This window comes from Pseudomonas sp. SWRI154 (assembly GCF_014268645.1).
Taxonomy (GTDB): domain Bacteria; phylum Pseudomonadota; class Gammaproteobacteria; order Pseudomonadales; family Pseudomonadaceae; genus Aquipseudomonas; species Aquipseudomonas marvdashtae.
The window spans coordinates 42,522-58,913 of record NZ_JABWQW010000004.1; the positions used below are offsets into that span (position 1 = coordinate 42,522).

General features: G+C 62.7%; 13 protein-coding genes. 5 read left to right on the plus strand and 8 right to left on the minus strand.

Annotated features, from left to right (window positions below; translation table 11 throughout):
* Positions 1 to 50 precede the first annotated feature (50 nt).
* The 5 genes from pyk to gcl form a co-directional block, all read right to left on the minus strand.
* Complete coding sequence (gene pyk / locus HU806_RS05270) at positions 51 to 1,466, minus strand: pyruvate kinase (protein ID WP_186610381.1); 1,416 nt, start codon at positions 1,464 to 1,466, stop codon at positions 51 to 53.
* Complete coding sequence (locus HU806_RS05275) at positions 1,453 to 2,736, minus strand: glycerate kinase type-2 family protein (RefSeq protein WP_186610382.1); 1,284 nt, start codon at positions 2,734 to 2,736, stop codon at positions 1,453 to 1,455. The genes pyk and HU806_RS05275 overlap by 14 nt, the downstream gene beginning before the upstream one ends.
* An 84-nt stretch (positions 2,737 to 2,820) precedes the next feature.
* Positions 2,821 to 3,711 (minus strand): 2-hydroxy-3-oxopropionate reductase, encoded by an 891-nt coding sequence (locus HU806_RS05280; RefSeq protein ID WP_186610383.1) that lies wholly within the window; start codon positions 3,709 to 3,711, stop codon positions 2,821 to 2,823.
* A 53-nt stretch (positions 3,712 to 3,764) separates the two neighbouring features.
* On the minus strand, positions 3,765 to 4,547 hold the full coding sequence (hyi, locus tag HU806_RS05285; protein WP_186610384.1) for a hydroxypyruvate isomerase: 783 nt from the start codon (positions 4,545 to 4,547) through the stop codon (positions 3,765 to 3,767).
* A gap of 78 nt (positions 4,548 to 4,625) precedes the next feature.
* Positions 4,626 to 6,401 (minus strand): glyoxylate carboligase, encoded by a 1,776-nt coding sequence (gene gcl / locus HU806_RS05290; protein ID WP_186610385.1) that lies wholly within the window; start codon positions 6,399 to 6,401, stop codon positions 4,626 to 4,628.
* 233 nt (positions 6,402 to 6,634) lie between these two features.
* On the opposite strand from gcl, the gene HU806_RS05295 reads away from it, so the two are divergent.
* The 4 genes from HU806_RS05295 to HU806_RS05310 all read left to right on the plus strand — a co-directional run bounded on the left by HU806_RS05295 (position 6,635) and on the right by HU806_RS05310 (position 12,024).
* Positions 6,635 to 7,075, plus strand: a complete 441-nt coding sequence (locus tag HU806_RS05295) for a GlcG/HbpS family heme-binding protein (RefSeq protein ID WP_186610386.1) — start codon at positions 6,635 to 6,637, stop codon at positions 7,073 to 7,075.
* Positions 7,076 to 7,268: 193 nt separating this feature from the next.
* Entirely contained in the window at positions 7,269 to 9,395 is a 2,127-nt protein-coding gene (recQ, locus tag HU806_RS05300; RefSeq protein WP_186610387.1) for a DNA helicase RecQ, read from the plus strand.
* Between the two features lie 117 nt (positions 9,396 to 9,512).
* Positions 9,513 to 9,947 carry a MarR family transcriptional regulator gene (locus tag HU806_RS05305; RefSeq protein WP_186610388.1) on the plus strand — a complete coding sequence of 145 codons (435 nt, stop codon included), beginning with the start codon at positions 9,513 to 9,515 and terminating at the stop codon, positions 9,945 to 9,947.
* 112 nt (positions 9,948 to 10,059) lie between these two features.
* The gene (locus HU806_RS05310) at positions 10,060 to 12,024 is read left to right on the plus strand and encodes a FimV/HubP family polar landmark protein (protein ID WP_186610389.1); all 1,965 of its coding nucleotides are present in this window, start codon (positions 10,060 to 10,062) and stop codon (positions 12,022 to 12,024) included.
* Between the two features lie 35 nt (positions 12,025 to 12,059).
* Here the strand turns inward: HU806_RS05310 and HU806_RS05315 are convergent, their stop codons facing one another.
* Positions 12,060 to 14,249, minus strand: coding sequence for a patatin-like phospholipase family protein (locus HU806_RS05315; RefSeq protein ID WP_186610390.1), 2,190 nt, complete (start codon positions 14,247 to 14,249; stop codon positions 12,060 to 12,062).
* Between the two features lie 71 nt (positions 14,250 to 14,320).
* On the opposite strand from HU806_RS05315, the gene HU806_RS05320 reads away from it, so the two are divergent.
* The gene (locus HU806_RS05320; RefSeq protein ID WP_186610391.1) at positions 14,321 to 14,608 is read left to right on the plus strand and encodes an Rdx family protein; all 288 of its coding nucleotides are present in this window, start codon (positions 14,321 to 14,323) and stop codon (positions 14,606 to 14,608) included.
* Here HU806_RS05320 and HU806_RS05325 read toward each other — a convergent pair.
* Both HU806_RS05325 and HU806_RS05330 read right to left on the minus strand, forming a co-directional pair.
* Positions 14,602 to 15,492 carry a DMT family transporter gene (locus tag HU806_RS05325; RefSeq protein WP_186610392.1) on the minus strand — a complete coding sequence of 297 codons (891 nt, stop codon included), beginning with the start codon at positions 15,490 to 15,492 and terminating at the stop codon, positions 14,602 to 14,604. The two genes, HU806_RS05320 and HU806_RS05325, sit on opposite strands and share 7 nt — an antisense overlap.
* A gap of 92 nt (positions 15,493 to 15,584) precedes the next feature.
* On the minus strand, positions 15,585 to 16,334 hold the full coding sequence (locus HU806_RS05330; protein WP_186610393.1) for a helix-turn-helix transcriptional regulator: 750 nt from the start codon (positions 16,332 to 16,334) through the stop codon (positions 15,585 to 15,587).
* Between the last annotated feature and the right edge of the window lie 58 nt (positions 16,335 to 16,392).

Here is a 16,392-nt window from a genome sequence, read left to right on the forward strand (position 1 = left end):
AGGGATAAGGAAACATGGTGGCGAGAAGCAAGCTCCCTCGCCACGGAAAATCAGATCAACGTCTCAATGCGCAGCGAATTGGTTGAACCCGGCTGTCCAAACGGCACGCCCGCGGTGATCAGCAAGGTGTCGCCGCGCTGGGCCATGCCTTGGGCCTGGGCAATTTCCAGTGCCGTGGAGCACACCTCATCCACTTGCTTCAACCGATCGTTGACCACCGAGTGCACACCCCACGCCACGGTCAGGCGGCGCGCCGCCTGGAGATTCGGCGTCAGATTGAGGATCGGCACCGTCGGCCGTTCCCGCGCTGCCCGCAAGCTGGAACTGCCCGATTCGCTGTAATTCACCAGCACCGCCACCGGCAGCACGTTGCTGATCCGACGGATCGCGCAACTGATCGCGTCCGACACCGTGGCCTCGGCTTTCGGCCGGCTGACGTCCAACTGCGCCTGGTAGTCCGGGCCGCTTTCCACCTGGCGAATGATCTTGCTCATCATCTGCACGGCTTCGAGGGGATAGTCGCCCGAGGCGGTTTCCGCCGACAGCATCACCGCATCGGCGCCTTCGGCCACGGCGTTGGCGACGTCGGTGACCTCGGCGCGGGTCGGCGCCGGGGAAAAACGCATCGACTCAAGCATCTGCGTCGCGACGACCACCGGTTTGCCGAGGGCGCGGCAGGTGCTGATGATGTTTTTCTGGATTTGCGGCACGCTCTCGGCCGGCACCTCCACACCCAGGTCACCGCGGGCAACCATGATTGCGTCGCTCAACTCGGCGATTTCCCGCAACTGGGCGACGGCCGAGGGTTTCTCGATCTTGGCCATCAAGAACGCCTTGTTGCCGATCAGCGCGCGGGCTTCGCGGATATCCTCGGGGCGTTGCACGAACGACAGCGCCACCCAGTCCACGCCCAGCTCCAGGCCGAAGCTCAAGTCGCGACGGTCCTTGGCGGTCAAAGGGCTCAGGTCCAGCACGGCTTGCGGCACGTTCACGCCTTTGCGGTCCGACAATTCGCCACCATTGAGCACTTCGGTGTCGATGGCGTCGGCGTGTCGGGCGACCACCCGCAGGCGCAGCTTGCCGTCGTCCAGCAGCAGGTCCATGCCAGGCTCCAGCGCCGCAATGATTTGCGGATGGGGCAGGTTCACCCGACGTTGATCCCCCGGCGTCGGATCCAGGTCCAGGCGCAAGGCCTGGCCCCGTTGCAGCAGCACCTTGCCGTCGGCAAATCTACCGACCCGCAGCTTCGGGCCCTGCAAGTCCATCAGGATGCCCAGTGGATAATTGAGCTGCTGCTCGACTTCGCGGATCCACTGGTAGCGCTGGGCATGGTCGGCGTGGTCGCCATGGCTGAAATTCAGGCGAAAGATGTTCACGCCGGCCTGCACCAGTTCGCGAATGTCATCGATCCCGCGGGTGGCGGGGCCTAGTGTCGCGAGGATCTTGACCTTCTTATCGGGCGTCATTTTTTGGATTCTCTAGGATCAGGATGGCGCGGAAGTCGTTGACGTTGGTGCGGGTCGGCTCGGTGACGATCAGCGCATCCAGGGCAGCGAAGTAGCCGTAGCCGTTGTTGTTATCCAATTCGTCGCTGGCGCTCAGGCCCAATTCGACGGCGCGGCGATAGCTGTCCGGGGTCATGAGCGCGCCGGCGTTGTCTTCGGATCCGTCGATGCCGTCGGTGTCGCCCGCCAGCGCATAGATGCCGGGGTGGCCCTTGAGGCTGTCGGTGAGGCTCAGGAGAAACTCGGCGTTACGTCCGCCACGGCCATTGCCACGAACGGTAACCGTGGTTTCGCCGCCCGACAGGATCACGCACGGCGCCGCCAAGGGCTGGCCGTGTTGGGCGATTTGTCGGGCGATGCCGGCGTGGACTTTCGCCACCTCCCGGGATTCGCCTTCCAGATCGCCCAGGATCAACGGACTGAAACCGGCCTGGCGGGCTTTCACAGCGGCGGCTTCCAGGGATTGTTGCGGGCGGGCGATCAGTTGGAAATGACTGCGGGCCAGGCTCGGGTCGCCGGGCTTGACGGTCTCCGACTCGGGGCTTTGCAGCCAGGCGCGCACCGAGGCCGGTACGTCGATGTCGTAGCGCCTGAGGATCGCCAGGGCATCGGCCGACGTGCTGGGGTCGGCCACCGTCGGACCGGAGGCGATGACCGTGGCCAAGTCGCCCGGCACATCGGAAATTGCGTAGGTGTAGACCGTCGCCGGCCAGCAGGCTTTGCCCAACCGCCCACCCTTGATCGCCGAGAGATGCTTGCGCACGCAATTCATCTCGCCAATGGTGGCGCCGGATTTGAGCAGGGCTTTGTTGATCGATTGCTTGTCAGCCAGGGTGATGCCGGCTGCGGGCAACGCCAGCAACGCGGAGCCGCCCCCGGACAGCAGGAAAATCACTCGGTCGTCTTCGTTCAGGTTGCTCACCAGTTCGAGTACCCGTCCGGCCACTTCCAGGCCAGCGGCGTCCGGCACCGGATGGGCGGCTTCGACCACTTCGATTTTCTGGCAGGGCGCGCCGTGGCCATAGCGGGTCACCACCAGGCCCGTGACTTCGCCCTGCCAGCAACGCTCGACCACCTGCGCCATGGCCGCCGCAGCTTTGCCGGCACCGATGACGATCACCCGGCCGCTGCGGTCAGCGGGCAGGTATTGTTCGAGGACTTGCTGCGGATGGGCCGCGTCGATGGCTGTGGCGAACAGCTCGCGGAGCAATAGTTGCGGATCGACCGACATGGCGGGCTCCCGATTTTTATTATGGGTGTGATGCAGGCCCGTGGGGAGCGAGCGAACCCGTTCCCACGGGTGGAGCGGCAGGGCTTATTTGTCGCGGATCGAGAAGTTGGCCATGTGCTCCAGGCCCTTGATCAGCGCCGAATGGTCCCAGTTGCTGCCGCCGATGGCCGCGCAGGTGCTGAACACTTGTTGGGCGTTGGCGGTGTTGGGCAGGTTGATGTTCAGCTCCTTGGCGCCTTGCAGCGCGAGGTTCAGGTCCTTCTGGTGCAGGCTGATGCGGAAGCCCGGGTCGAAGGTGCCCTTGATCATGCGCTCGCCGTGTACCTCGAGGATTTTCGACGAGGCGAAACCGCCCATCAATGCTTCGCGGACCTTGGCCGGATCGGCGCCGTTCTTCGAGGCGAACAGCAGGGCTTCGGCCACGGCCTGGATGTTCAGGGCGACGATGATCTGGTTCGCCACTTTGGCGGTCTGGCCATCGCCGTTGCCGCCGACCAAGGTGATGTTCTTGCCCATGGCCTGGAACAGCGGCAAGGCGCGCTCGAAGGCCGCGCTGTCGCCACCGACCATGATGCTCAGTGTCGCGGCCTTGGCGCCGACTTCACCGCCGGACACCGGGGCGTCGAGGTACTGCGCGCCTTTCTCGTTGATCTTCGCCGCAAACGCCTTGGTGGCGGTGGGCGAGATCGAACTCATGTCGATCACCACCTTGCCCGCGCCCACGCCGGCCGCCACGCCGTCGGCCCGCAGCAGCACGTCTTCGACCTGCGGGGTATCCGGGACCATCACGATGATGAACTCGGCTTCCTGGGCGACTTCTTTCGGGTTGGCCAACGCCACCGCGCCACCGGCTACCAGGTCCGCTGGGGCGGCGTCGTGGTGCTGGGACAGGAACAGGCTGTGACCGGCCTTTTGCAGGTTCAGGGCCATGGGGTGGCCCATGATGCCGGTGCCGATGAATCCGATTTTAGCCATGGGAAAATCCTCTCTTGTTTAAATGTCCCGGGTCTCACAAAAGCACTGTCGGGTCAGATCGCGTTGTGGGTTTTCAGCCAGCCCAATCCCGCTTCGGTGGTGGTCAGTGGCTTGTATTCGCAGCCGACCCAACCCAGGTAGCCGATGCGGTCCAGGTGTTCGAACAGGAAGCGGTAGTTGATTTCGCCAGTGCCCGGCTCGTTGCGGCCAGGGTTGTCTGCCAGCTGCACATGGTTGATTTCGCTCAGGTGCGCAGACAGGGTCCGGGCCAGGTCGCCTTCCATGATTTGCATGTGATAGATGTCGTACTGCAGGAACAGGTTGGCGCTGCCCACCTGTTCACGGATCGACAGGGCCTGGGCGGTGTTGTTCAGGTAGAAACCGGGGATGTCGCGGGTGTTGATGGCTTCCATCACCAACTTGATGCCGGCGCCCTGGAGCTTTTCGGCGGCATATTTCAGGTTGGCGACGAAGGTTTTTTCCGCCAGCGCTGCGTCGCACTTCTGCGGACGAATTCCGGCCAGGCAATTGACCTGGGTGTTGCCCAGCACCTTGGCATAGGCAATCGCCAGGTCGACCCCAGCGCGAAATTCCTCGACCCGGTCCGGTAGGCACGCGATACCGCGCTCACCGTTGGCCCAGTCGCCGGCCGGCAGATTGAACAGCACTTGGGTCAGGCCGTTGGCGTCCAGCAGGGCCTTGAGTTCGGCGGAGCTGTAATCGTAGGGAAACAAGTATTCGACCCCACTGAAACCGGCCTTGGCGGCGGCTTCGAAACGGGCGAGGAAATCCTGCTCGGTGAACAGCATGGACAGGTTGGCGGCGAAACGCGGCATGGTGGTCTCCTGTAAATGTAAGGTGGATCTGATCGTTCCCATGCTCCGCGTGGGAACGATCAATCAAACAATGGGCTATCAGTCGAGCAGCGAAATGGCGGTCGGTGCATCGTTGCCCACCAGCGCCAGATCTTCAAACTCATTGACTGCGTTGATCTCGGTGCCCATGGAGATATTGGTCACCCGCTCCAGGATGATCTCGACGATCACCGGTACCTTGAACTCCTCGATCATCTCCTGGGCCTTGCGCAATGCCGGCTGGATGCCAGAGGGTTCGAATACCCGCAACGCCTTGCAGCCCAGGCCCTCGGCCACGGCGACGTGGTCCACGCCATAACCGTTGAGTTCCGGCGCGTTGAGGTTGTCGAACGACAGTTGCACACAGTAATCCATGTCGAAACCGCGCTGGGCCTGGCGAATCAAGCCCAGGTAAGAGTTGTTCACCACGACGTGGATGTACGGCAGCTTGAACTGCGCGCCCACCGCCAGTTCTTCGATCATGAACTGGAAATCATAGTCGCCCGACAGCGCCACGACCTTGCGGCTCGGGTCGGCCTTGACCACCCCCAGCGCGGCCGGAATGGTCCAGCCCAGGGGGCCGGCCTGGCCGCAGTTGATCCAGTGGCGCGGCTTGTAGACGTGGAGGAATTGCGCCCCGGCGATCTGCGAGAGACCGATGGTGCTGACGTAGCAAGTGTCCTTGCCGAACACCTGGTTCATTTCCTCATAGACGCGTTGCGGCTTGACCGGCACGTTGTCGAAATGGGTCTTGCGTTGCAGGCTGGCCTTGCGTTGCTGGCAATCCTGGAGCCAGGCGCTGCGGTCCTTCAGCTTACCGGCGGCTTGCCACTCGCGGGCTACTTCGAGGAACACGGTCAGGGCCGAGGCTGCGTCGGAAACGATGCCGAGGTCGGGGGTGAACACGCGGCCGATCTGGGTCGGTTCGATGTCCACGTGAATGAATGTGCGACCTTCGGTGTAGACATCCACCGAGCCGGTATGACGGTTGGCCCAACGGTTGCCTACGCCCAGCACCACGTCCGACTTGAGCAACGTTGCGTTGCCGTAGCGGTGCGAGGTTTGCAGGCCGACCATGCCGACCATCAGCGGATGATCGTCCGGGATCGTGCCCCAGCCCATCAATGTCGGGATGACCGGGATGCCGGTCAGTTCGGCGAATTCCACCAGCAGGTCACTGGCATCGGCGTTGATGATGCCGCCACCGGCGACCAGCAATGGGCGCTCGGCCTGATCCAGCATCGCCAGGGCTTTCTCGATCTGCACGCGGTTGGCCGAAGGTTTGGCCAGGGGCAGCGGCTGGTAGGCGTCGATGTCGAATTCGATCTCGGCCATCTGCACATCGAACGGCAAGTCGATCAACACCGGGCCTGGACGGCCTGAGCGCATCTCAAAAAACGCCTTCTGGAACGCGTAGGGCACCTGGCCCGGCTCCAGGACGGTGGTCGCCCACTTGGTCACTGGCTTGACGATGCTGGTGATATCCACAGCCTGGAAATCTTCCTTGTGCATACGGGCGCGGGGTGCTTGCCCGGTGATGCACAGGATCGGGATCGAGTCGGCCGAAGCGCTGTAGAGTCCGGTGACCATGTCGGTGCCAGCCGGCCCGGAAGTGCCGATGCAGACGCCGATATTGCCAGCCTTGGTCCGAGTGTAACCCTCGGCCATGTGCGAGGCGCCTTCAACGTGGCGAGCGAGGACATGATCGATGCCGCCAACCTTTTGCAGGGCAGAGTACAGCGGGTTGATCGCAGCACCCGGGATGCCGAAGGCGGTGTCCACGCCTTCACGACGCATCACCAGGACGGCGGCTTCGATTGCTCTCATTTTGCTCATGGTTTTGTGCCTCTTACGTTTTGTAATTGTATACAAGTGGCTTCTGGGTGGAGTGTATTCAGAGCGAGCGGCGCAGGTCAACGCATTTCCTCAAGCAGCTGTTTTATTCGTCGGGAGGCGATATTTGGCCGGATTGCTCGAATAGTGCTCCATTTGTTGATAATTATTGTATACAAAATTACTACGTGTTGTGTTCTATTTGCTTCTTCAAAAAACCGAGAAGGAAAGCATCCATGAACGCTCTGACCCTGGAAGTCGCCGTCAACCTGGCGGTGCAAGCTCTTGCCGCAGGTCATGAAATCAGCGCCGCGCCCTTGACCGTCGCGGTTCTGGACAGTGGCGGGCACCTGATTGCCCTGCAACGGGAAGACGGCGCCAGCCTGCTGCGCCCACAGATCGCCATCGGCAAGGCTTGGGGCGCCATCGCGTTGGGCAAAGGCTCACGCCTTCTGGCCCAGGACGCCCAGCAGCGCCCGGCATTTTTTGCAGCGCTGAACGGGCTGGGGCAGGGCAATATCGTGCCGGCACCCGGCGGGGTGTTGATTCGCGATCAGGACGGGAAAGTGTTGGGAGCCATTGGGATCAGCGGCGATGTGTCGGATGTCGACGAACAGGTCGCGATCAGGGCGGTAGAGGCATTGCAGCTGCGGGCCGACGCAGGGACAGCCGCTTGACGCCACGGGCATGGCCGAACTCCACACCTCTTGTCAGCGGCCCCCTTTGCAACGAAGGGCTCGGGTATACTGCCGCGTTTTGTGATGCCCTGCGGTGTCCGGCCGGTTTGAAACGCACACTTACGATTTGTCGGTGCGTTTTTTGGATTCTGAACCAGCCTTGCAGGGATGTTTTGGTGATTTTGGAGTTTCTATGCTCGAACAGGCTCAACGCGTTCTTAAGGACATCTTCGGCTACGACAGTTTCCGTGGCCGCCAAGGTGCCATTATTGAGCGCGTGGCCAGCGGTGGCGATGCGTTGGTGCTCATGCCCACCGGCGGCGGCAAGTCCTTGTGTTTCCAAGTCCCGGCGCTGTTGCGCGATGGCCTGGCGGTGGTGGTTTCGCCGCTGATCGCCTTGATGGATGACCAGGTCGCGACCCTTGAAGAACTCGGTGTCGCTGCCGCTGCGCTGAACTCCACCCTGAGCGCCGAACAGCAGCGGGACCTGGCGGCGCGGATCAAGCGCGGCGAAGTGAAAATGCTCTACCTGGCGCCGGAGCGCCTGGTGCAACCGCGCATGCTGGCGTTTTTGCAGAGCCTGGAAATCGCCCTGTTCGCCATCGACGAAGCACACTGTGTGTCGCAATGGGGTCATGATTTCCGCCGCGAATACTTGCAGCTGGGGCAACTGGCCGAACTGTTTCCCGATGTGCCGCGCATCGCCCTGACCGCCACCGCCGACAAGCGTACCCGTGAAGAAATCGTCGAACGACTGCATCTGCAGAACGCCGAGCGGTTCCTCTCAAGTTTCGACCGCCCGAACATTTTCTACCGCATCGTGCCCAAGGAGCAGCCGCGCAAGCAGTTGCTGGCGTTCCTTGCCGAGCGGCGCAGCGACGCCGGCATCGTCTACTGCCTGTCGCGCAAGAAGGTCGAGGAAGTGGCGGCGTTCCTGAGCGAACAGGGTTTTCCCGCATTGCCTTACCACGCCGGCCTGCCCAACGACCTGCGCGCCTATCACCAGAAGCGCTTCCTCAATGAGGAAGGCTTGATCATGGTCGCCACCGTGGCGTTCGGCATGGGTATCGATAAGCCCAACGTGCGGTTTGTCGCGCACCTGGACTTGCCCAAGTCCCTCGAGGCGTACTACCAGGAAACCGGGCGTGGCGGCCGCGATGGGCTGCCGGCCGATGCCTGGATGGCCTACGGCCTGCAAGACGTAGTGATGCTCAAGCAGATGTTGCAGAACTCCGAAGGCGATGAGCGCCACAAACGCCTGGAGCAACACAAGCTCGACGCGATGCTTTCGCTTTGCGAAGAAACCCGCTGCCGTCGCCAGACCTTGCTGGCCTATTTCGATGAAGACATGCCGCAACCTTGCGGGCATTGCGACAACTGCGTCGATGGCGTGGAAACCTGGGACGCCACCGAACCGGCGCGCCAGGCCCTGTCGGCGATTTATCGCACCGGCCAGCGTTATGGCGTGGGGCACCTGGTGGACGTGCTGCTGGGCAAGGACAACGAAAAAGTACGCAGCTTTGGCCACCAGCACCTTTCGGTATACGGCGTGGGCAAGGCCCGCAGCGAGAGCGAATGGCGGTCGTTGTTTCGACAGCTCGTCGCGCGTGGCCTGGCGGACATCGACCTGGAAGGCTACGGCGGCCTGCGCTTGAGCGCGAGCTGCCGGCCGTTGCTAAAAGGCGAGGTCACCCTCGAGTTGCGCCGTGACCTCAAGCCCGCCACGGCGGTCAAGAGCAGCAAGAGCCAGGCCAGCCAACTGGTGCGCGGCGAGGAGCGCGATCAGTGGGAAGCCTTGCGTGCCCTGCGCCGCAAGCTGGCCGAGGAACACGGTGTGCCACCGTATGTCATTTTCCCCGATTCCACGTTGCTCGAAATGCTCCGCAGCCAACCGACTTCCCTGGCGGAGATGGCCCGGGTCAGCGGCGTCGGCGCACGCAAGCTGGAGCGTTATGGCGAGGCCTTCCTGCAGGTGCTCGGCGGCGAAGTCGAGGTACCCCCAGCAGTCGCCGATGTACGTCACGAACTCATCACGCTGGCCAGGGCGGGCATGACCCCGATGCAGATCGCCGGGCAATTGCAATGCTCGGAAAAGAACGTCTACACGATGCTGGCCGAGGCCATTGGTCAACAACAACTGTCGTTGGAGCAGGCGCTGGACCTGCCCGAGGAACTGATGGGCGAAGTGCAGGACGCTTTTCTCGATGGCGAAGGCGAACTGCCCTCGGTATCGGAAGTGGCCGCGCTGTTTACCGGTCGGGTCCCGGAAGGCGTCTTGTATTGCGTCAGGGCTGCACTGCAATCGGAATTCGAAGTCTGATCAGGCAGTTACATTCCTTTAACGATTCACTACAGTGCCAGCCTTGCCTGAATCCAAAGCTCATGCTTAGCTGACTAATAATTAGTTTTTCTCTATTTCAGATCCTATGAGTTTTTTATGTCCTTGACCGATCAACACCGTTTTGGCATGCAGCTGGCACAGATGTCCCGCGGCTGGCGCGCCGAGTTGGACCGTCGCCTGGCCGGGCTGGGCCTGTCCCAGGCGCGCTGGCTGGTGCTGCTGCACCTGGCCCGGTTCGAACAGGCGCCGACCCAGCGCGAATTGGCCCAGAGCGTTGCGGTAGAAGGCCCGACCCTTGCCCGTTTGCTCGACAGTCTGGAAACCCAGGGACTGGTGCAGCGCCAAGCGGTGGCCGAGGACCGCCGGGCCAAGAAAATCGTACTGTGCGCACCGGCGCTGCCGTTGATCGAGCAAATCGAAACCATTGCCACCCAGTTGCGCCGGGAATTGTTCGAAGGCGTCGACGAGGAGGACATGCGGGTATGCATGCGCGTCCACGGCACGATCCTGGCCAACCTGGAAAAATCCTGAGGCATATCCCCGGCGCCAGACTTTTGAGATTCGGCCGTTAGCGAACTATAACCAGTAGTGAGCGTTCGTATTGGAAGCGTTTCGTACTGGTTAGTGAATCAAAAGGATGCCCATGCTTGAAAGTTTGAAGTCCACGTTGCGCAGTTGGATCAACGTGTCGATCGTCGTGGGTGCCCTTGGTTTTCCGACCTTGGCGTCGGCGCTGGGCCTGGGTGAGATCACGCTTCATTCCGCGCTCAACCAGCCGTTGCGCGCCGATATCGCCCTGGTCGACGCGGCCGGCCTCAGTGAAGGTGACTTGTCCGCGAGCCTGGCGGGTCCGGACGACTTCAGTCGTGCCGGCGTAGAGCGGGTGTTCTTTCTCAATAACCTGCGCTTTACGCCGGTGCTGCGCGGCGAGCGCAGTTTCATTCGGGTCACTTCCAGCAAACCGGTCGAAGAACCCTTCCTCAATTTCCTCGTGCAGCTCAACCAGCCCAACGGGCGCCTGCTGCGCGAATACACCGTGCTGATCGATCCGCCGGGAACCCCGGGTATCGTGCCCATCCGCGACGAGCCTTCCGCCCCGGTCGAGGCAAAGGCTGCCACCAAGCCGCCGCCGGCGACACAAGGCAAGCGCTACACCGTCGTGCAGGGCGATAACCCGTGGATCATCGCCAAGCGCCTGCATGATGCCGGCAGCAATGCGTCGGTCAACGAGCTGATGCAGGGGATCCAGGCGCTGAATCCCGGTAGCGAGCGACTCTCAATCGGCCAGCGCTTGTTGTTACCGGATTCGGCGATATTGCCGCCCGCCGAACGCAGCCCGGCCGCGGCCCCCGTCGCGCCTGACAACAACGCCGAGCAATTGGCGACCAGCGTGCTGCAAAGCCAGCAGCAACAGCAGACCATCGAGCAACTGCAAGCCAGGATCCAGGCCCAGGACGAGGAAATAGCTGCCCAGCGGCAGCAGGTCAGCGATCTGCAAGCGCAACTGACCCAAGCCACGCCGCCGGCCGATGCGCCACCACCCTTAGCCCCGGCACCCGACGAATCCGCTCCGGCGGTTGAGGCAGAGCCATTCGTCGAGGCAGTGCCAGTCGCGCAAGGCGAGGGTATCGACTGGTTGTGGATGACGGGACTGGTTGGGCTGCTAGGGCTGCTTGCGCTGTTGCTGTTTCTCCGTCGCCGGCAACAGCAGGAACTGGCCAACCCCGAGCCCATGCAGGGTCGTCCCGACCCGACGGTGGATGATGACACCGAAACCTATGCAGAAGCCGCCGACGCCGAGCGTCCCGAGGTCGCCGCATCGTTCCATAACGGCGATGCTCCGTTGGGCGATGTGCTCGAGGGCGTAGGCATCTACCTGACCTATGGCCGTTTCACCGAAGCCGCTGGGCTGCTGCGCGCTGCGTTGCTGGCGGAGCCTGGGCGCACCGACCTCGGCCTGAAGTTGTTGGAGGTACTGGGTAAGCAAGGTGATGTCATCGGCTTCCAGGCGCAGGAAAATCACCTGTTGGCCCAGGGCGTCGATCACGAGGCGCTGGAAGAAATCCGCAAGCGCTATCCCAAGGTTGCGGTGATCAACGCGCCGATCGAGGCGCCGGCAGAGATCCAGGCACCGGAGCCCCCACCGACACCGGAACCTGCCCCCGAAGCCGGCGACGAATTCGAACTGAAACTCGACGGGCTCTCCCTGGAAAACAGCTGGGACCTGGGCGATGCCCAACCGATGTCCTCTGGACCAGAGACGCCGCCGTCCGCCAGGGCCGAGACGTTGTCCCTCTCGGGATTCGACGAGCCCGACCTGCAATGGGGCGCGCCGCTGGAAACCGAATCGCTGGACGATGATTTCCTCGACGGATTTGCCGACGAAGAACAGTCGCTGGAGCTGGAACCGATGAGGCTTGAGCCGCTGTCGCTCGAACCGGTCTCCTTCGAACCTCCGCCGGAACACTCGCTCAAACTGGAAGAAGCGCAGAATTGTATCGATGAGGGCGACTTGAAGAGCGCTATCACCCTGCTCGAAGAGTTGCTGGAAGAGGGCGATGAACCGCTCAAAGAGACCGCCCGGGTGTTGTTGGCCGGGATTCGTTGAGTTGCTCTTGAAGCGGACTTGATCAATGAACGGGTCTAGAACGTCTGCCCAAGATTCAAATACACCGCCTGCTCGTCGTCATCGTTGAAGCCATAGCTGAAATTCAGCGGCCCCAGCGGCGTATCGAACCCGAGGAAGACACTGGCGGCGTTGATATAGCCGCTGTCGAATTCGTTGTCGTTGTTCCAGGCCCGACCGCGCTCCAGCGACCCGCCGACGTACAACGGAAAATCCAGCGGTAAATAAGCGCGCGGGGTGAGCCTGCGGTAATACACGGCACGCATCAGGCTCATGTTCTGTCCGGATACCCCATCCTCGCGAAAGCCCGACAACTGCCGCGCACCGCCCAGTACGAAACTTGAAGTCACCACCTCGGCGGTGTCCAGGGTCCGGCCGTAGCGGCCGCCCAGGATGAAAGTGTCCGGGCCGCTGCTCAGGGCCTTGTCCAGCTTGAACTCCCACTGACGATAACGCTGGTCGGAACCCAGGCCCGGTTCGTATTGGCGCCACGACAGGCCGATGTCCTCGCCTTCGTGAGGGAAGTACACGCTGTCGAGAGAGTCGAACGAATATTTGAGTTCGTAGAAGCCTTCGTTGAAGTTTTCGCTGGGTTGGTCGTGATCGCCGATGCGCACATCGGCCTTGCCCCAGGCCTGGCCGACGCCGAAGCGGATCTCCCCGCTGTTGCCAATCTGGCGGCCCAGGTTCAAGCCGAAGCCATAGCGCTCGACCCGGTACTGAGCGACCGGATCGTTATCGAGGATCGACTCGACGTTGCGCGATTCGAATTGCCCATAGGGCGCGATGAAGTAGCGCGAACCGACGTCCAGGGGCTGATAGAACTCGCTGTACAGCTCCTGCTTGTCGCCAATCTGCGCCCGGGTCAGCCATTCCGCGCCGAGGCGATTGATGCCGTTGACCCGGTAGCTGGCGCCGAGGTTGAAGGCGCTGTCGCCGCGCATGTCGTCCGACAGGCTCAGGCCCAGACGCAGGTAGTCGGTGCCGGTGCGCCTGCCGCGGGCGCTGATCACCAAGGTATTGTCAGCGCCTTTGTGCACCACGCGGTATTGCACCTGCTCGAAATAATCCAGGCCGTACAGCGTGCCCATGTCGGTCTGCAGGCGACCCAGGTCGAGCGGCTCGCCGACCTGCTGGCGGATGTAATAGCGGATCACGTCGTCGCCGACTTTCGAATCGTTTTCCACCCGGATCCCGGTAATGACCGGGGTGCGCTCGCTGGGCGTGCGCGCGGCTATCAGGTCGGCATCGACTTGTTTGACGGGGCGCAGGTGCGCCAGGCGCGCCTCGAGTATGCGGGTGGCGCGATAGCCGGCATCGATCATTTCCTGGGCCCGGCCAAAATCGGTGGAGCCGTAGCTCGCCAGCGCCGGTTGGATCAACACATCGTCTTTTCTCAGCGTCGCCAATTGTTCTTCGGAGTTGCGTCGGGTCATCAGGGTGGTCGACTGATTCAGAACGTCCACCACCGTGACCAATTGCTTGCGATTGCGCAGTGGCGTGCCGATGTCGACGACGATGGCCATGTCCACGCCCATTTCCCGTGCCACATCCAGCGGTATGTTATCGGCCATGCCGCCATCCACCAGCAGGCGGCCGTCCAGTTCCACCGGGGCGAACACGGCCGGGATCGACATGCTGGCGCGAATTACCTTGGGCAGGTGACCCTTGCGGAACACCACTTTTTCGCCCGTGGCGATGTCGGTCGCCACGGCCCGGAAAGGGATCGGCAACTTGTCGAAATCCCGGGTATCGCTGGCATGGGCCAGCAGGCTTTCGAGCAGCAAGGCCAGGTTCTGTCCCTGGATGACCCCCAACGGCAGGCCCAGGCTCCCGTCATCGCGAAAGCTGAGTTTCTGTTTTACCAGGAAGTCCCGGTCATCCTGCTTGCGCCGGAAGGGCACGTCCTTGCGCGGCGGCGCATCGGACAAGGCCTGTTGCCAGTCAATGCCCAGGGCAAGTTTTTCCAGTTCGTCGATCTTGTAGCCCGAGGCATAAAGCCCGCCGATCACCGCGCCCATGCTGGTGCCGGCGATGGCGTCGATCTTGATACCTTGTTCTTCCAGGGCCTTGAGCACGCCGATGTGGGCCAGGCCACGGGCCGCGCCGCCGGACAACACCAGGCCGATTTTCGGATGCGGCGGTTCGACCGCGTCGGCAAACAAGGGCAGCAGTAACAGAAGCAGGCAAGGCAGCAGGCGGCGCATCGTCAATCTCGAGGCAGGCAATCAAAGGCGAGTAGTATAACGACGCCTTTGAAGCCAGGAGTTCATCCGCCATGACCGAGCCAAAACCAGAAGTCGTCATCACCTATTGCACCCAATGCCAATGGCTGTTGCGCGCCGCGTGGCTGGCCCAGGAGCTGCTCAGCACGTTCGGTGACGACTTGGGCAAGGTGTCGCTGGTGCCGGGTACCGGTGGGGTGTTTCACATCAGTTGCGACGGCACGCAGCTGTGGGAGCGCAAGGCCGACGGAGGCTTTCCCGAGGCCAAGGTCCTCAAGCAGCGGGTCCGCGACCGGATCGATCCGGAGCGCGACCTGGGGCACAACGACCGGATTCAGTGAGACGGCGCTTGGGCGCTGACACTGGATTTTTTCGTGCCACTTAGTTGGCTAGATACCACAATCGCGACGATGATCAACATGCCTCCCAGCAGCATGCGCAACGTCGGGTTCTCATCGAACAGCAGCCAGGCGATGGTAATGCCATAGACCGGCTCCATGGCGAACACCACCGCTGCGGTGCGGGCCTTGATCACCGCCAGGCTGGCGACGAACAGGCTGTGGGCCAGGCCGGTGCAGAACACGCCGAGCAGGCCGATCCACAACCAGTCGATGGGACGAACATCGCTCAATTGCGGCGCGGCCATCGGCAGCAGGCACAGCCCGACCACCAGGTTCTGGCAGAGCGCGGCCTGTACCGGTGGGACATGCCCGGAGCCGGCGCGGTTGGTCAGCGACAGCAGTGAGAACAGCAGCCCCGACGCCACGGCCCACAGCAGGCCGGTGGTGGCGCCGCTGGCCAGGTCGAAGTCCGGTGTGACCAACACCAGGCCGATGCTCACCAGGACCACCAGGAGGATTTCGTTGGCGCGGATCCGTTCGCGGAAAATCAGCCCTTCGAGCAGCACCGTGAACGCCGGGAAACTGGCGAACCCCAGTGTGGCGATCGCCACGCCGGCGATTTTCACCGAAATGAAAAAACTCACCCAGTGCGCGGCCAGCAGCAATCCGCCAAGCAGCAACCGGCGAGCGTCCCGGAACCGAAGTTTGTGCCAGCGGGTGCTGCTGGCGAACCGGGCGAAAATCGCCAGGGCCAACACGGCGAACACCGCGCGGCCAAACACGATGATGGCCGGCGAGGCGGCGGCGAGTTTGCCGAACACACCGGTCAGGCCAAACATGAGTGCGCCAATGTGCAGGGCGCCGAGGGCGGTACGGGGTGTCATTGCAATCCTTGTTGAACGGTTGGACGTGCGGGTATTGAACCCGGTGCCGAGCGTTTTTGTCTGTCGCGATCCTAGCGATTTTTAACGCGGATCTAGTGTTGGCGTCGGAGTTTGCCCGGCGTGGCGCCGAACTCGCGCAGTACCGCCGCGGCGAAGGCACTCTGGGAGCTGTAGCCGACCCGGTGGGCGACCTCCCCGATGGGCAGGTCTGTCTCACGCAACAGCGCCACGGCCTTGTGCAAACGACGGCTGCGGATGTACTCCATCGGCGTCTGCCCACGTTCAGCGACGAAACGGGCATGCAGGCGAGCGCTCGAAAGCCCGGCGACCCGGGCCAGGTCCGCGACCTGCAGCGGATAGGCGGCATATTGGTCGATGTGAGCATCGAGCGCGGCGTAGGGCAGGCGCCGGCCGCCGGTCGTTTCGTGACGGGCGCCATTGAGGCTGGCCAGCAACAACACCGCGCCTTGCTGAGCGATCAGCGGATCGTCCACCGGGCTGCCCGCGAGCCAGCTGACCAACTGGCTTTGCCCCGCATCCAAGGGCAGGCGGGCGGTGTTGTCGAGCAGTCTGCGACTGGCATCGGCGTGATTGCCCAGGCATTGCCCGATCCAGTCATCGTCAGGCACGTCCAGCACCAGGCAGCGACTGCCCAAGGGACTGCCGCAGGCGTGATGGGCGCCGGCCGGTACCACCACGAAACTCTGCTGCACCACTTGGCTGCCGCAACCTTCGACTTCGAAGTCCAGCGCGCCGGACAGCCCGAACACCAGCTGCGCATGGTCGTGGCTGTGGACAATCAGGTCGTGGCTGTAATGGCGTAGCGTGAGGATCGGTCTCATCGCGGTCTCCCGTGGCTGACGGCCAGTCTACACCGGGGGCGCGGCGTCCCGCGCTGTC

What these genes read in the sequence shown, in the direction of transcription:
- pyk (WP_186610381.1), bottom strand. Translation starts at nt 1,466, where the DNA reads ATGACGCCCGATAAGAAGGTCAAGATCCTCGCGACACTAGGCCCCGCC.
- HU806_RS05275 (WP_186610382.1), bottom strand. Translation starts at nt 2,736, where the DNA reads ATGTCGGTCGATCCGCAACTATTGCTCCGCGAGCTGTTCGCCACAGCC.
- HU806_RS05280 (WP_186610383.1), bottom strand. Translation starts at nt 3,711, where the DNA reads ATGGCTAAAATCGGATTCATCGGCACCGGCATCATGGGCCACCCCATG.
- hyi (WP_186610384.1), bottom strand. Translation starts at nt 4,547, where the DNA reads ATGCCGCGTTTCGCCGCCAACCTGTCCATGCTGTTCACCGAGCAGGAT.
- gcl (WP_186610385.1), bottom strand. Translation starts at nt 6,401, where the DNA reads ATGAGCAAAATGAGAGCAATCGAAGCCGCCGTCCTGGTGATGCGTCGT.
- HU806_RS05295 (WP_186610386.1), top strand. Translation starts at nt 6,635, where the DNA reads ATGAACGCTCTGACCCTGGAAGTCGCCGTCAACCTGGCGGTGCAAGCT.
- recQ (WP_186610387.1), top strand. Translation starts at nt 7,269, where the DNA reads ATGCTCGAACAGGCTCAACGCGTTCTTAAGGACATCTTCGGCTACGAC.
- HU806_RS05305 (WP_186610388.1), top strand. Translation starts at nt 9,513, where the DNA reads ATGTCCTTGACCGATCAACACCGTTTTGGCATGCAGCTGGCACAGATG.
- HU806_RS05310 (WP_186610389.1), top strand. Translation starts at nt 10,060, where the DNA reads ATGCTTGAAAGTTTGAAGTCCACGTTGCGCAGTTGGATCAACGTGTCG.
- HU806_RS05315 (WP_186610390.1), bottom strand. Translation starts at nt 14,249, where the DNA reads ATGCGCCGCCTGCTGCCTTGCCTGCTTCTGTTACTGCTGCCCTTGTTT.
- HU806_RS05320 (WP_186610391.1), top strand. Translation starts at nt 14,321, where the DNA reads ATGACCGAGCCAAAACCAGAAGTCGTCATCACCTATTGCACCCAATGC.
- HU806_RS05325 (WP_186610392.1), bottom strand. Translation starts at nt 15,492, where the DNA reads ATGACACCCCGTACCGCCCTCGGCGCCCTGCACATTGGCGCACTCATG.
- HU806_RS05330 (WP_186610393.1), bottom strand. Translation starts at nt 16,334, where the DNA reads ATGAGACCGATCCTCACGCTACGCCATTACAGCCACGACCTGATTGTC.